The 13084-nt window shown below is 49.2% G+C and carries 15 protein-coding genes and 1 pseudogene; 1 reads left to right on the top strand and 15 read right to left on the bottom strand.

Going from position 1 to position 13084, the window contains the following annotated elements:
• From FYJ39_RS14890 to FYJ39_RS14840, 12 genes and pseudogenes are all read right to left on the bottom strand, one after another.
• Entirely contained in the window at positions 1-870 is an 870-nt protein-coding gene (locus tag FYJ39_RS14890) for a VirB6/TrbL-like conjugal transfer protein, CD1112 family (protein WP_154473248.1), read from the bottom strand.
• A 67-nt stretch (positions 871-937) separates the two neighbouring features.
• Entirely contained in the window at positions 938-1156 is a 219-nt protein-coding gene (locus FYJ39_RS14885; RefSeq protein WP_003525154.1) for a Maff2 family mobile element protein, read from the bottom strand.
• 217 nt (positions 1157-1373) lie between these two features.
• Positions 1374-2189, bottom strand: a pseudogene (locus FYJ39_RS14880) (VirD4-like conjugal transfer protein, CD1115 family); the annotation flags it as partial.
• 41 nt (positions 2190-2230) lie between these two features.
• Positions 2231-2389 (bottom strand): transposon-encoded TnpW family protein, encoded by a 159-nt coding sequence (locus FYJ39_RS14875; protein ID WP_154473247.1) that lies wholly within the window; start codon positions 2387-2389, stop codon positions 2231-2233.
• A gap of 142 nt (positions 2390-2531) precedes the next feature.
• A complete protein-coding gene (locus tag FYJ39_RS14870) occupies positions 2532-4403 on the bottom strand; it encodes an AAA family ATPase (RefSeq protein ID WP_154473246.1) in 1872 nt (623 codons plus the stop codon).
• Between the two features lie 11 nt (positions 4404-4414).
• Positions 4415-4717, bottom strand: a complete 303-nt coding sequence (locus FYJ39_RS14865; protein WP_154473245.1) for a hypothetical protein — start codon at positions 4715-4717, stop codon at positions 4415-4417.
• A complete protein-coding gene (mobQ, locus tag FYJ39_RS14860) occupies positions 4714-6210 on the bottom strand; it encodes a MobQ family relaxase (protein ID WP_154473244.1) in 1497 nt (498 codons plus the stop codon). Before mobQ ends, FYJ39_RS14865 begins: the two co-directional genes overlap by 4 nt.
• A complete protein-coding gene (locus tag FYJ39_RS14855) occupies positions 6176-6535 on the bottom strand; it encodes a DUF3847 domain-containing protein (RefSeq protein ID WP_154473243.1) in 360 nt (119 codons plus the stop codon). Before FYJ39_RS14855 ends, mobQ begins: the two co-directional genes overlap by 35 nt.
• Positions 6536-6631: 96 nt before the next feature.
• Positions 6632-7612, bottom strand: coding sequence for a DUF3644 domain-containing protein (locus FYJ39_RS14850; protein WP_154473242.1), 981 nt, complete (start codon positions 7610-7612; stop codon positions 6632-6634).
• A gap of 241 nt (positions 7613-7853) precedes the next feature.
• On the bottom strand, positions 7854-8276 hold the full coding sequence (locus FYJ39_RS14845; protein WP_154473241.1) for a very short patch repair endonuclease: 423 nt from the start codon (positions 8274-8276) through the stop codon (positions 7854-7856).
• A gap of 1 nt (position 8277) precedes the next feature.
• The gene (locus FYJ39_RS20985; protein WP_195840450.1) at positions 8278-8526 is read right to left on the bottom strand and encodes a hypothetical protein; all 249 of its coding nucleotides are present in this window, start codon (positions 8524-8526) and stop codon (positions 8278-8280) included.
• Positions 8519-9421, bottom strand: coding sequence for a DNA cytosine methyltransferase (locus FYJ39_RS14840; protein WP_195840449.1), 903 nt, complete (start codon positions 9419-9421; stop codon positions 8519-8521). The genes FYJ39_RS20985 and FYJ39_RS14840 overlap by 8 nt, the downstream gene beginning before the upstream one ends.
• Positions 9422-9568: 147 nt before the next feature.
• Between FYJ39_RS14840 and FYJ39_RS14835 the strand changes: the two genes are divergently transcribed.
• The gene (locus tag FYJ39_RS14835) at positions 9569-10621 is read left to right on the top strand and encodes a HindVP family restriction endonuclease (protein ID WP_154473240.1); all 1053 of its coding nucleotides are present in this window, start codon (positions 9569-9571) and stop codon (positions 10619-10621) included.
• Positions 10622-10657: 36 nt separating this feature from the next.
• On the opposite strand, the gene FYJ39_RS14830 is transcribed toward FYJ39_RS14835, so the two are convergent.
• From FYJ39_RS14830 to FYJ39_RS21555, 3 genes are read right to left on the bottom strand one after another with little or no spacing between them, the layout of a single operon-like run.
• Positions 10658-10852, bottom strand: a complete 195-nt coding sequence (locus FYJ39_RS14830) for a hypothetical protein (RefSeq protein ID WP_154473239.1) — start codon at positions 10850-10852, stop codon at positions 10658-10660.
• A gap of 11 nt (positions 10853-10863) precedes the next feature.
• Positions 10864-11190: a TnpV protein gene (locus tag FYJ39_RS14825; protein WP_154473238.1), complete on the bottom strand. Its 327-nt coding sequence runs from the start codon at positions 11188-11190 to the stop codon at positions 10864-10866.
• Positions 11187-13073, bottom strand: a complete 1887-nt coding sequence (locus FYJ39_RS21555; RefSeq protein ID WP_407923852.1) for a DUF4368 domain-containing protein — start codon at positions 13071-13073, stop codon at positions 11187-11189. Before FYJ39_RS21555 ends, FYJ39_RS14825 begins: the two co-directional genes overlap by 4 nt.
• Positions 13074-13084 lie beyond the last annotated feature (11 nt).

The raw sequence follows: 13084 nt of genomic DNA, 5'->3' as shown, positions 1-13084 counted from the left end.
TTAATGAGCCTGGAACAGGGCTTTTGCAAGGCTTCCGGTCTTAAAGAGCGTAAAGCACAAGAGGACCGTATAGCCCACACAGCTCCAGATTGCCATAATCACATCTTCCTCCGTAGCGATGCCTTGCACCAGTACAGCATAAATCGCCACACAGACAATAATGAGAAATGCCTGGAATCCCAGCGCCAGCAGGGAGCGCAGATAGTTCTGGCCCATGCCGCCCCATTCCCTGCCCATCATGGCAGCCATGGGGATGGGCGCAACGGATGTCACAAGGTAAATTTCAATCATACGGCCATAAATGACGATAAAGATGCAGATATACAGCGCCCACATGGTAACGCTGATAAACATACTCTGGAACCAAAGCCCGAACAGCGGACCCAAATCCATTTCCATCAGCCGGGGTTCCATGTCCGTAAGGACAGAGGAAATATCAATGGCTGCATCCGAAGAAATGATGCCGGATGCCTGTGCCACTACGCTCTGCGCCATATCGAACACACCCATGACGATATTCCATGTATTCGTGACAAGGAGTATGGCTGCGGCAGATTTGAACACCCACTTGAAAATCATCCAGGTGTCCACATCATGCAGGTTATTCTTGTCAGTAATCATCTGGATTAGCTCCAACGTCATCACGATAGCCAGAATCACGCCAGCAATCGGCACCATGATGGAGTTGGATAGGTTCTGGATCATGTTGAAAATGCCGCCGTTCCAGCCCTGCGGCGTTTGCCCAACCTGCACGGATATATCTCCGACCTGCTGATTTACAGAATCGAACATCCCCGATAAGTTTCCCATGATGCCGCCCACCAGCATTTCTTTCAGCCAAATTGTCAGGGCTTCGAGTAAGAAATCCATACGGTGTCAACCTCCTTTCCGCCGCCCCCGCAAAGCTGCGGGAGCGGCAAGGTTCATGCAGAGACGCTTAGACAGAGAACAGCCCGGAGAGCAGAGGTACAAGGACCATGCCGACTACGGCTACACCAGCGCCGGCCATGAGCTGCTTCATGCCCTGGCTTTTTGCACCAGGGTTGTCGTTGCCGTAACCTTCGAGGAGGTTGATGACACCCCAGATGCCGAGACCAGCGCCCAGAGCGATAACAAGGGTCTGAAGAACGGTGATTGCCTGTTCAAAAAATGCCATATAGTTTGTTAGCCGGAATCTGATTAAAAAATAGGTTTGTCTTGTTTCATAGGCATACAAAAGCCGGAACAATCTGCCGCCCGGTTCCCGGGGGCATGATTCCGGCTGTCCTCCTTTTTTCATTATTTTTTGATGATTGTCCGCTTTGTACGCCAATGGCCCGTAGAGGGCAGGTGCGGCGAATAGATAAGATCACTCCCTTCAAAAGCGAACAGTATTAAGCTCCCTTTGTGTCTACTTCATATACATCGCAGACCTCATTGGGCTTGAGTTTCAGCCTTGCGGACAGGAATGCTTCAATGTCAAAAGCGTTCTTATCGTCCGCGTCGGCAGTGTACTTGAAATTGGGGTGCTTGGTAATGTCGTATTTATCCGAAAGGAAAGGTCGCACACCGCGCAGCTGGAGGATGCACTTGCCGCCGTCCATGACGGCAATTTCGTCCTGGCTCATCAGCTCTTTCCCCAATTTTTGATAATTGAGTGAGTGGGAAGTTTCCCGCCCACGGCTCTCGCCGGTGTTGTAGGTGTCGATGGTCTCTTTCCCAAGTACAGCAGCCAGTTCCTTGAGGGTGGTCGGCTCCTTGCCGCCCAGGAAAATAGAGGTATCCATGTTTCCGATAATGGTATCGGCATTGTCCTTGTAGATGGCTTTCAGCTGGGACTGTGCCTGCAAGACCAGGCAGGCGGAGATCTCACGGCTGCGGATAGTGGCAACCAGCTTTTCCAGCTTGGGAATCTGCCCGATGTTGGCGGCTTCATCAATGAGACAGCGTACATGAACCGGCAGCCGCCCACCGTATACATCGTCGGCCTTTTCGCACAGGAGGTTGAAAAGCTGGGTGTAGCACATGGAGATCAGGAAGTTAAAGCTATCGTCCGTGTCACTCATAATGAGGAACAGGGCGGTTTTCCGGTCTCCCAGGGTGTCCAGTTCCAGCTCATCATAGGCTGTGACCTCCCGCAGTTCGGCAATATCGAACACCGCAAGGCGCGCACCGCAGGAAATTAAGATTGACTTTGCAGTTTTGCCAGAGACGAAAAGTCAAGGACTTTTTCATCAAATTCACAAAGAAGTCACATTTTGCGGACTTCCTCACGAAGCATACGCTTGATTTTGTCCGCCATTGTCTCTTTTGCGGTCTGGCTGAAATGCACACGGACGATATAGGTAGTCTTGCCGATCTGCTTTCTGACAGTCGGGCAAGTGGTGTTGTTGGTTGCGGTATTATTCATTCAAAATCCTCCTGTAAATGAAAAATACCCGGTGATGGTTCATCATCGGGCGGTGTCGGTATGAGGGAACAAGGCAAGGCGGCAACATTAAGGTATCTATAAAAACCTTGCCGTCTTTGCCACGCTTGCCGTGTTCCTGTTGTCAGTTTCGGAGATAGCAGACCCATGCTGTGCCGTCTTTCTCGGTCGCAAGCCTGTCCCCGATACGGCTCTTTGCCGTTCTCATGGTGCGTGAGGAAATCCCACGCTCATTGACTGCCTTTTCCAGCTCTGCGCTCGGCATACGCTTTCCATCTGCCAGCAGTTCCAGAATGAGCATTTGCGCCTGTGCGGTCTTGCTCTCGGTCTTGGCAGTGTCTGTCCCGGCAAGAAGCTCGTCAGAGGTAATGTCATAAGCTCCTATCCATTCAAAACCTTTCTCGTCTCCCAGAGAAAAGGCAAGGGACTGACCGGGCGGCGCAAGAGAGCTTTTCTCATGGATAAGCACCCTCGTTGTGGGGCTGTCCTTCAGCTTGCCGATAAAGAGCAGACTGCGGACTGCCGCCGTAATGTCGATAGACCCCAATCCCCGATAGGTGCTTTGCGTTCCTGCGGCTTTGTTCAGGTGTCCGATCAGCACGATAGCGCACCCGGTAGCCTGTGCAATATCTCCCAGACTGCGGAATATCGGGCGTACCTCGTTTGCACGGTTCATATCCACATCTGCGCCCAGAAACGCCTGTACCGGGTCGATGATAACCAGCCTTGCGTTGTTCTCACGGATTGCCCTTGCTATTCGCTCATCGGCAAGGGTTAGCGGCGTGTCTCTATCGTCAATGACAAGCACTCGTTCAAGGTCTGCGTTTGCTTCCATCAGCCGGGGCTTAACAGTATCGCCCAGACCGTCCTCGGCGGTCTGATAGATGATATTAAAAGGCTCAAGTGTCTCCATACCGGGCAAGGGCTTTCGGTTGGTGCAAGCCGCCGCAAGACGCATGGCGAAGTAGGTCTTGCCCTCGCCGGGGTTGCCCTGTATGATGGTCAGCTTTCCAAAGGGAATATACGGAAACCATAGCCAATCCACGCTCGTCAGCTCCACATCTGCCATGCGGAGCATGGGGACAGGCTGGGCGGTGGGCAGCTCTCGCAGCGTGATTGTCTCGGCTATGAATTTGCGGCTGGGAATATCCCCTTGCTGACGGAGAACATCGTTCCAGTCTTTCCTTGCCGGGACAAGGCGAATGACGGCGATCTTGCTGGGAATGTCCTGCACCAGTCGGGAGCAGGCTTCACTTCCTGCGGTGTCGCTGTCAAGGCAGAGGAATACTTTTCGGGTGTCCTTGCGTTCAGAAAGAAAACGGTCAAGGGCTTTGCCCGAAACGCCGCCCAGGGCAAGATAGCTCCTTGTCTGCCAGTCCTGCGGATAAAGGCAGATGAACGATAACAGGTCAATCGGTGCTTCAAAGACAAAGAGCTGGTTGCCGTTTCCCTCATAGCGGAACGGATAGGACTTGTCAGACCCGGCAATGTCCTGTCTGAATGGGTCTGCCGTTCCTCGCACATGGGCGTATCTCGGCGTACCGCTTCGGTCTCTGCCGACAAACACAACATTGTGCCGCTTTGCGTCCTCGTAAATATCCCCAGAAAGAAGAAAAGCCTCAACAAGCGTTTTGTTGAGACCTCGGCTTTCGCAAAGATATTGAATTGCTCTGTCGGCTGTTCTGCTGTGCAAGGGCAAGTGGAACGCTGTGGGCGGTGTTGTGCTGGCTTCGGTCTGCTCCTCGGCGCTTTCGCCGGTCAGGAGCTGGACGGCTTCGGGAAAGGACTTTCCGAAAAACTCCATGACAAAATCAATGGGATAACCGCCCTTGCTTTGGCTGTGGCGAAACCACTTGTTTCCCCGGACGGTCAAGCTGTCATGTTCTTTCCAGCGGTATTCCCGTCCGCTTTTGATAAGCGTCTCTCCCTGTGTGCGGAGAAAATCTTCCAGACTGACGGCGTTTGCCCGGTCAATCTGTGCTTGGGTGTACTGCATGGGCGTCCTCCTTACTTCTTGAAAACAGTGCATCGTCTGCAAACGCCATGCTCACGCTCGTCCAGCGTGTAGGGGCAGTTCGCACATTCCTTGCCGTACTGCCTTGTGATAACAGGCAGATATCCCAACTCCTGCAACATATTAATCTGGCAGTCGGTGAGGGTGGCTTCAAAGGCAAGGCATTTCCGGGTGTGTTCGTCCAATTCGATCAGGTCGGAAAGCGGTCTGCCATCGGTCAACGGTTCTCCGCTCAAAAGGCGTTTTGCCGTTCTGCGGATGGGGTTGTACTCGTTCTTCCAGTCGTATTTTTTCATCGGGATATATCCTCCTTTTTGTGTCGTGTTTGGGGTCGATTTTGGAGCTTTTGTTCCTCTGTACGCTCGTTAAATCGGGCGGCAGTATCTACGCATGACTTGACCTTCCAAAGGCGGTGTAAATCGTCTCTGACGGTCTTAAACTCGCCATAGGTGGTGCTGTGCGCCTGTTCCAGAGCGTCATACTCTGCGGACAGCTTTTTCATATCCACCTTGCCGTCTGGGAACTCCCCGGTCAGCTTGCGTCTGGCGACGTAGAACATTTTCAGTTCGTTGGCGTGTTCAGCCTTGTACTTGGCTCTGGGCTTCTCAAACTTGATTTTCTGCAAGCCGTCATAGACAGGCTTCAAGCTCTGGAAAGTAGCGGAGCTGTCATAGAGCTGCTTAATTGCTTTCATTCGGGCGGTCTGTTCGTCCAGCGTTTTCTTCAAGCTCTCTGTGGTAGCACTGTGTTCGCTAACACGGTGTTCCAAATCTTCAAGGGAGTAAATGCCGTTTGCCCGGAGATAATTGAAAGTCTCGTTCATCTCCTTTAGATTGCTGACCTTGCCTTTCTGCGAATACGCCCCGGCTCTGCGCTGGGTGTAATAGGCGTTCAGCAGAGAAACAAGGTCGGGTGCCTGCGGCTTGGCAAACTCCGCTTTTGCTTCGGCAATCCAATCAAACAGGAGAGCGATTTTCTTCTTGATGTCCCGGATAACGGCATTGGTTGCCTTAATCCAGCGGTTGAACTCTCCCTTTTCGGTGCGTATGCCTTTCTTCTCCATTGCCCGGACGGTTGCGCCCTCGTGGATAGTGGGAAGAAGCTCCACGCCCTGGCGCTCATAGCTTCGGTGGTCGATACGAACGTCAAGCCCCTTTTCCGCAAACTTGGCGTTGCATAGCTCCGCCCATGACTGCCGCCAGTATTCCAGCGTTTCGGGACTGCCCCAATCGGTAGTGGGAACGGCGTTAAAAATATAGTTTCCGTCTGCGTCCCGGATACGGTTGCCGTCCTCGTCCAGCTCATACACCCGGCGTTGCTTTAGTCCCCATTTGCCGTCCTGCTCGATGGGACGGATAGGACAAAGCACATGAAAATGCGGGTTTGGTATGCCGCCGTCATCCCGGTCGGGCTGGTGTACGGCGAAGTCAACAACCATGCCACGGCTCACAAAGTTCTCCAACAAAAATTGCCTTGCAAGAGCGATGTTTTCCTCAAGGGAAAATTCATTCTGCAAGGCAATGTCAAAGCTGTATGCAAGCTGGGCGTTCTTTCCACGCTCGGCTTTTTCCACGGCGTTCCATAGGGTTTGACGGTCTGCGTATTCTGGCGGCGCATGGGACGGCAGGAGAATGTCGGAGCAGATCACGCCGCCCTTGCGGGTGTAATCGCTGTACTCGCCGTAGTATTCGCTGTACAGTTTTTCCCCGGCTCGGTAGGAGGCAGAAGCGATAGCGGACTGTCCTGCGCTTCGCTTAGTCTGCGTGACGCTCAGGTGGAATAGTGCCATCGGCTTTCAACTCCTTTTCTCTGTTTGCCTGGTTGATGTGAGTAATCGCCATGTGTCGGACGGCTCGCTGGACTTCGGACAGAGAAAAGATGTGTTCCATCAGCTCTGTCATTTCGGTGCGTGTGAGATCTTTAACCTCCGGGGCAAGACTCTCAATCGTGCCGCCCAGATTGCAAAGACGGTGGGTGCGCTTGGTGCGTTCGCCTTTCTCCAGATACTTCTTTCGATTCTCCAGACGCTCCAGCTTGTGCTGTTCCTGTGTAAGCTGCATCTCAGCTCGTTCCTTTTCGGCTCGGAGCTGTTCAAGGGTTTTCGGTTTTGTCATTGTGATTGACCTCCTTTTTTGAGTTTGATGATAAAAAAAGACCGCTGACTTTGTGCGCACACGGCGCACGTCAACGGTCTAATTCTCGGTGTTCTCTTATTTACTTTTTAAGTCAACTGCATGAGCGGCACAATGTTTTTCAACTTCGCGGAACCACGTTTCGTACCAGTACCAAGTATTTGCGACAAGTACCCCATAGCTGAACTTGGGATTTTTTGCATCACGAGATTTCCACAACTCAGTATGTTTGTTGATAGAAAACTTATCGTAGCCTTTTTCTTTCATTAGCTTGACGATTTCCCCGGGGAGATATTTCCGCTTTTCGGTCTCTTTTATGACAGCATAGGTTTTTTCCAAGCCCTCTGCAAGAGGTGAATCGCTTTTTACGAACTCAACGACTTGGTCAGCCTGTCCCGGACGTTTTGCGCTTATAGGGACAAATAGAACACGGTAAGCATAACGAGAACTACGAAGTGCTTCTTCTGAAAGCACATTCTCAAAATCAACGACAAAGTTTTTGACATTACTGGTGATATGCAAATTGTCTTGCAGGTTTTCACGTTGATCTGGCGAAAGGGGAGAGAATTGAATTGCAAGCGAAAGCTCTTTGCTAAGGTTATATTTATTTCCAAAGAGTTTGCACATATAATAGTCGAAGTTTATCGCGCAAGCCTGTAATTTTGCGCTTAGATATTCGTCAATTCTATCCGTCATCTGGTGTTCAATTTCATGCCGCACTCCAATGAGAAACCGCAAGTTCGTTGTAGTTTCTGAATCCAATGGGCAAGCGGCATCATTTAGGCATCGCTCTAACTCCCAGTGCTTATACGCGCCGTATTTGGTCTTGTCATAGGTTTTCTTTTTGCCCGCTGTGCGGTAGTACCGATAATCAACGTCTATGCTTCTGTAATAGGCGTGAAGCATATATGTCCATCCAATTACCGCTAAAGTTATAAATGCTTCTGCCTTAAATGTCACTTGAGGATTATTGTATAGCTGGACGGCGGCAAGCATCGCCTCACGAGCTTTTTTAACAAGTTCCGTTTTGACTGACTTGACTCTTCTCTTTCTTGCCATATAACAAACCTCCGCAATGCTGCTACTCAAACTTGCTGGCGGCGAACGGTTTTCAAACCGTTTGCGGACGGCAAGTCCACAAGGGATAGACGCGCAAGCGTCGCAAGGGAGTGTAGCTCCTTTGACGGAACAAAGTGACGAAACATTTTCGGTCGGTCAGTTTTTTCTCCGCCAACCGGGAATGAAGCTCCGCAGGACGCACTACTCTCGACAGAGAGTATAGAAGTGCGCCCTTTAGTTCCTAAAGGGATTTTCGGGTTAGCAACGGCTCTAATTTTTTCATCAAAAGGTTGGCGTTCTTCTTTTTCAACTCGCATTCCCAAATCCGAATAACCATCCAGCCGCGAGACTCGAAAAGAGCGGTGACTTCTTTATCATGCCGCATATTTCGTTCTCTTTTTTTATCCCAATACTCTTTATTGTCGGCTGGCTTAGTGTTTCGGCAGTCATGTCCATGCCAAAAGCAACCGTCCACAAAAACGGCGATTTTCTCTTTCAGAAAAACAAAATCAGGATGTCCCTTAACTGGATAATTCCGTCTCCATCCACAAATCCCATTTGCCGAAAACACTGAGATCAATTTCATCTCAGTGCTTTTGTTGCCGTGAGATTTAACCTTTTGCATTATTTGAGAACGTTGGTCTTTGTCAAATACGTCAGCCATTTTAATTCTTGCAGACCGCTGTACGATAATTGTGGTAGAGTGCAACTGCTTTTTTTAGCTGAGAGCGGACAGAGACGGACAACGCTTTATAGCTATCGCTGTGTTCAAGGTAGAACTGATATACTTCAGCATCATCCCATGTGAGAATGTTGTCTGCGCGTTTGACACGAGACACGGTATCACAAATAACAGCGTCTGAATATGTGGTGTTAGTCTTTAGCCATTTCTTAAACTGATCGGCTTCAATCACTCGTTTTCGCCTCCACAACGGTCTTTACAATTTTTGCAACATATTGGGCAAGGTTGACTGGAACGGCGTTTCCTATCATCTGTTCAATATCTGTCTTGCTACCAATCCATTTGAAATCAGCAGGAAATGTTTGAATCATTGCACGTTCTGGGGTTGTCAGCGCATGTAACTTCTCAGTAACAGCACAGGCGTCATTTGGGTGTCCCGGATACCCTTTGGGAACAGGACGATTAACGCCGCGCATTGTTGGCGCTGGTTCGTCTATTGAAAAGACAGCTCGACGGCTATAATTGCGAGGGTGGCGATAATAATACTCAAATCCTAAAGTATCTCCAAAATAGTCTCGCAATGTCATCGGTTTTTCAGCTTGCCCTTCCAAAAACGCATTTAGCGCAAACCCATCTTGCGCACCCTGCATTCCAAAACAAATAAACCTTTTTCTTCGTTGAGGTGTTCCGCATAGACTTGCATCAAGTACAACCTCAGTTAGACCATAACCAGCTTCTTTGAATGTTTTTCGTGCATCCGAGTATGCTTTGCTGTTCCTTGCTCGGTCTACATTTTCCATGACGAAACAGGTGGGCTTGATTGTTGCAATTATTTCTGCATATGCATCGGTAAGCACAGCTCGACCTGCTTCTATTCTCTTCCCAGCGTGTGAGAAATCTTGGCAGGGTGGACCGCCAATAATAATATCCGGTTGAAATGGCTGAATCTGTTTTACAGAAGCCGCAACATTGGATAAATCTGTTTGAAACACAGGGTGAGAGAAATTTGCTCTATAACAATTAACAGCGGCATCCCACCATTCAAAAGCGGCTACGATGTTAAAGCCCTGCTTTTGAAAACCGAGAGATAACCCACCGCAACCAGCAAAAAGATCAACGGCGTTCATAATTAACCCCTTTCTTTCTGGGAGTCTCTGTGGTAAAATAAACTAAATAGGTCTATCCAGTCGAATGACCCTTATTTATTATACATCAGGTTCGCCGTTGACGTCAAGTAGTTGACGCCATTTTCTAAAAGATAGGAGTGAGAAATTATGCCGTCTGGACTGTTTGGAATTGAGCATTCCAACCGAACTGTCGATGATCATTGGGGAAAGAACTGTTTTAATTCAAGTTTTCCAACTGCTACGGCTTGCTATATGCTGGCTAACAACATTCCTGCGATTTATATTCGCTTGGACTGTATAGATGGTCAGCTCTGTGTGGTCGCTGATGAAATACCAATTCGTGAAGTGTTTCGGTGTGGTAACAAGCAACCGGCAGATTTGCATTTCAGTTTTGAATCAGTATTTGAACCGTATCAACAGTATTCATTTGATGCTATTGATGGAATCGACCTCGTTGTAAAGGACACCGAGGGACACTTCCTGTCGCCGCTCGAAGTAAAACTGACTGTTTTGCCAACGGATCAAACAAGCAAATTGCCAGAAGAACAATGGGGATGTGAACTTGTTATCCGCTCTGCCACAACATCATATTGTGCGTTAGGAATGTTTGACTCGGTTGCAGATCATTCGCGTCATATCCGAGAGATATTTGAAGAGTCATGTTCTTCTATTCAAATGTGGGATAACGATTATGAGATGACCCACAAGATGCCGCTACTATGTCAGAGTATAAATCTTTTCCAGAAAGAATACTACCAGCATCAAAAGCCTCTTTTAATGCAAACTGTTTGGAAAACGCAAGGAAAGTCTCCTCAACTTGCGGATCAAGCATTTGACATAGTAATATGGAGCGACTACGCATTTTCGCGCCTTTTTGTGGACGGTTCCGATGCAGCCGCGACAACAATGAGCAGACCCATGAGAGCATCCGCTCGGCTCGCTCGTTGCCTGTGGGAATTGAGCAAATCCGGGAAAATTCGCGTGGTTGATATTTATCGGCAAATGGCATTTGGCAATCAAACGGATAAAGAGTTTGCTATTGGGGGATCGAAGTGGAGAAAATACGTTACGTCTGATCGTATTGTCCGTCCAATTCTCCCAAAAACTGTGGTTCACGACATTATTGAACCCGGATACATTCAGCATCTTAGCCCTGAACGAAGATTTGACCAAACGTTATATTTTACAGTTCTCAACTAAAATGGGTGGCTCACATTCCAGTGAGCCACCCATTTTTTAACCTGTTTTCAAAGTTGTAAGAGGTTTTGAATCATTAGCAGCCTTTACAATCTCAATTCTCCTATATATTCCTGAATCATCATCACGGAAAAGTGCGAGGTGAACAAACGCCTCCTCATAAGTATGATAAAAGAACTCTTCAACTGGCCTATTGTCCTTGCGGATAAACCGCACAATGTAACCGTTATCCATGCTGTACCTCCTCAATCATAAATCAGCTCGAACTTCACAATTTCCTCTGCTTGTGCCTTGTAGGCGTTCATCAAGCCCACCCATTTCATAGGGTCTTGGGCTTTGAGAGCTTCTGTCGCGCCCGCGTTTGCGGCAAGTTGAGGAATGATAATGTCAAGACGACTTCTGACGGCGGCTTCAATCTCTGCGCAATGCTCATAGAGCTGTTCGCTAACGATAAGCGCGGCGTAGAGGTCGGGGCGGTAGCCCTCAAGATAGGCTTTGCGCAAATGCCCGTAATGTCCGATCTGGGGTCTCTTCTTTTCTGGACTGCGGCTGTTGTCGATGATTTTTCTCATGCGGTCTGCACTCCTTTCTTTGGCTCTCGTGCGGGTAACTGTGATACAGGAACGAACACGCCCTTTGCAATGTCCTCCGCACGAATAGCGGCTTTCTTGGCTTCGATTTCCGCCTTTTTTCTCCCCTTGATTTTGTCCTCGTATCGCTTCTGCGCTCCGCTGGCTTTCCGCTTCAAGTAGTTCTGATGAAGCCTGCCCTTGCGTTCCTCACGCTTGCGGATTTCCTCTAATTCCTCCGGGGTCAGCTCCACTTCTCCAAACGCCGGGGGAACAAATCGCCCGACAAAATTGAAGTAAATCTCGACCTCCTGTGTGGTCTGTATACTGCCTTTGCGGTCACGCTCATGCACAAGGATTTTCTCAACAAACTCATTGAGCATGGCAATCGTCAGCTTGTCAAAGTTCTCATACTTGTCAATCAGAGCGATAAAATGGTCAACATCTTTCTCATGTTTTTCGTAGCCATCAACCGCTTTTTCCAAAGAAGCAATCTCTGCATTGAGTTCAGTCTGTTCTTTTGCGTACTGTGCGTCCAGAGTGGCGTATCTGCTGTCGGACAGCTTTCCTAAAATGTTGTCCTCATAGATTTTACAAAGAAGGACTTCCAATTCAGAAACTCTCTGCTTTGCGGCGGCAAGGCGTGTGCGCTGTTTCCTAACTGCCGCTGTCTGCTGGCTGGACTGGGCTTCTTGCACTACACGAACAAACTCGGCGCGGTCATGTTTGGCATACTCGGCAATGGCTTTGAGCATATCGGATACAAGGGAAAGTACCACTTCTTCATTGATACGGTGCTGTGTGGCACAGAGCTTTCCGACTGGGATTTTGCTGTACTGTGAGCAGGTATATTGAGAAATGCGTTTGCCGTTGTTGGTGCGGTGGACATACATCTTTCCACCACAATCAGCGCAATAGAGCAAGCCTGTGAGGGGCGCGGTCTCGCCCCAACCGTCCGGGTAGCGTCTGACCTTGCTGCGGATTTTCTGCACAAGGTCAAAGGTCTGCTGGTCAATGATGGCTTCGTGAGTATTCTCAAAAATCGTCCATTCGTCCTCCGGGACGTAATGGCTTTTCTTGTCCTTGAAGTGCTTTCGGGTCTTGAAATTGATGGTGTGTCCCAAATATTCACGCTTTTCAAGAATGTTGCAGATGGTGGAAGAACCCCAGCCGTACACATCTTTGAAAGTCTTGTTTTTGTTCACGCCCTCGCCGTGCTGGGCAAGGTAAGCGGAGGGAATAAGTACCTTTTCCGATTTTAGTTTGCCGGCGATCTGATACGGTCCATAGCCCTCAATCGTCATGGCAAAGATGCGCTTGACCACCTCGGCGGCTTCGGGGTCAACTAACCATTGATCCCGTGCCTCATTCCAAAGGTAGCCGTAAATGACTAAACCTGTGAGGTGCTTGCCGGACTTGCCTTTGGACTGGAAAGTGGAACGGATTTTACGGCTGGTATCTCGCGCATAATATTCGTTCATGATGTTGCGGAAAGGGGTAAAATCATCGTCCCCTCTGGCGCTGTCAACACCGTCATTGATGGCAATTAAGCGGACACCACGCTGACGCAGGATTTCCATAATCTGACCGACCTTTAGATAGTCACGACCCATGCGGCTCATGTCCTTTAGGCACAGGTACTCCACATTCCCTGCTTCAACTTCTTTCATCATTGCCAGAAATCCGGGACGGTCAAAGCAAGTCCCACTAATGCCATCGTCCGTGAAATGGACAATGTTCGTAAACCCCTGCCGTGCGGCAAACTCCTCCAACATCGCCTTTTGATTGGATATGGAATTGCTCTCACGCTGTTGGTCATCATCTTTGCCAAAGTCATCACGGCTCAGTCGTTCGTACAGAGCTGTGATTTTCTCGTTTTTTCTCATCGCTTGCGCTC

This window comes from Clostridium porci (genome assembly GCF_009696375.1).
In the GTDB taxonomy this organism is placed as follows: Bacteria; Bacillota; Clostridia; order Lachnospirales; family Lachnospiraceae; genus Enterocloster; species Enterocloster porci.
Note: the sequence above shows the minus strand (reverse complement) of the source record. Positions and strands in the feature narration are given on the sequence as shown.

What these genes read in the sequence shown, in the direction of transcription:
- mobQ (WP_154473244.1), bottom strand. Translation starts at nt 6,210, where the DNA reads ATGGCACTATTCCACCTGAGCGTCACGCAGACTAAGCGAAGCGCAGGA.
- FYJ39_RS14885 (WP_003525154.1), bottom strand. Translation starts at nt 1,156, where the DNA reads ATGGCATTTTTTGAACAGGCAATCACCGTTCTTCAGACCCTTGTTATC.
- FYJ39_RS14850 (WP_154473242.1), bottom strand. Translation starts at nt 7,612, where the DNA reads ATGGCAAGAAAGAGAAGAGTCAAGTCAGTCAAAACGGAACTTGTTAAA.
- FYJ39_RS14855 (WP_154473243.1), bottom strand. Translation starts at nt 6,535, where the DNA reads ATGACAAAACCGAAAACCCTTGAACAGCTCCGAGCCGAAAAGGAACGA.
- FYJ39_RS14865 (WP_154473245.1), bottom strand. Translation starts at nt 4,717, where the DNA reads ATGAAAAAATACGACTGGAAGAACGAGTACAACCCCATCCGCAGAACG.
- FYJ39_RS14830 (WP_154473239.1), bottom strand. Translation starts at nt 10,852, where the DNA reads ATGGATAACGGTTACATTGTGCGGTTTATCCGCAAGGACAATAGGCCA.
- FYJ39_RS14870 (WP_154473246.1), bottom strand. Translation starts at nt 4,403, where the DNA reads ATGCAGTACACCCAAGCACAGATTGACCGGGCAAACGCCGTCAGTCTG.
- FYJ39_RS14875 (WP_154473247.1), bottom strand. Translation starts at nt 2,389, where the DNA reads ATGAATAATACCGCAACCAACAACACCACTTGCCCGACTGTCAGAAAG.
- FYJ39_RS14840 (WP_195840449.1), bottom strand. Translation starts at nt 9,421, where the DNA reads ATGAACGCCGTTGATCTTTTTGCTGGTTGCGGTGGGTTATCTCTCGGT.
- FYJ39_RS14890 (WP_154473248.1), bottom strand. Translation starts at nt 870, where the DNA reads ATGGATTTCTTACTCGAAGCCCTGACAATTTGGCTGAAAGAAATGCTG.
- FYJ39_RS14825 (WP_154473238.1), bottom strand. Translation starts at nt 11,190, where the DNA reads ATGAGAAAAATCATCGACAACAGCCGCAGTCCAGAAAAGAAGAGACCC.
- FYJ39_RS14835 (WP_154473240.1), top strand. Translation starts at nt 9,569, where the DNA reads ATGCCGTCTGGACTGTTTGGAATTGAGCATTCCAACCGAACTGTCGAT.
- FYJ39_RS21555 (WP_407923852.1), bottom strand. Translation starts at nt 13,073, where the DNA reads ATGAGAAAAAACGAGAAAATCACAGCTCTGTACGAACGACTGAGCCGT.
- FYJ39_RS14845 (WP_154473241.1), bottom strand. Translation starts at nt 8,276, where the DNA reads ATGGCTGACGTATTTGACAAAGACCAACGTTCTCAAATAATGCAAAAG.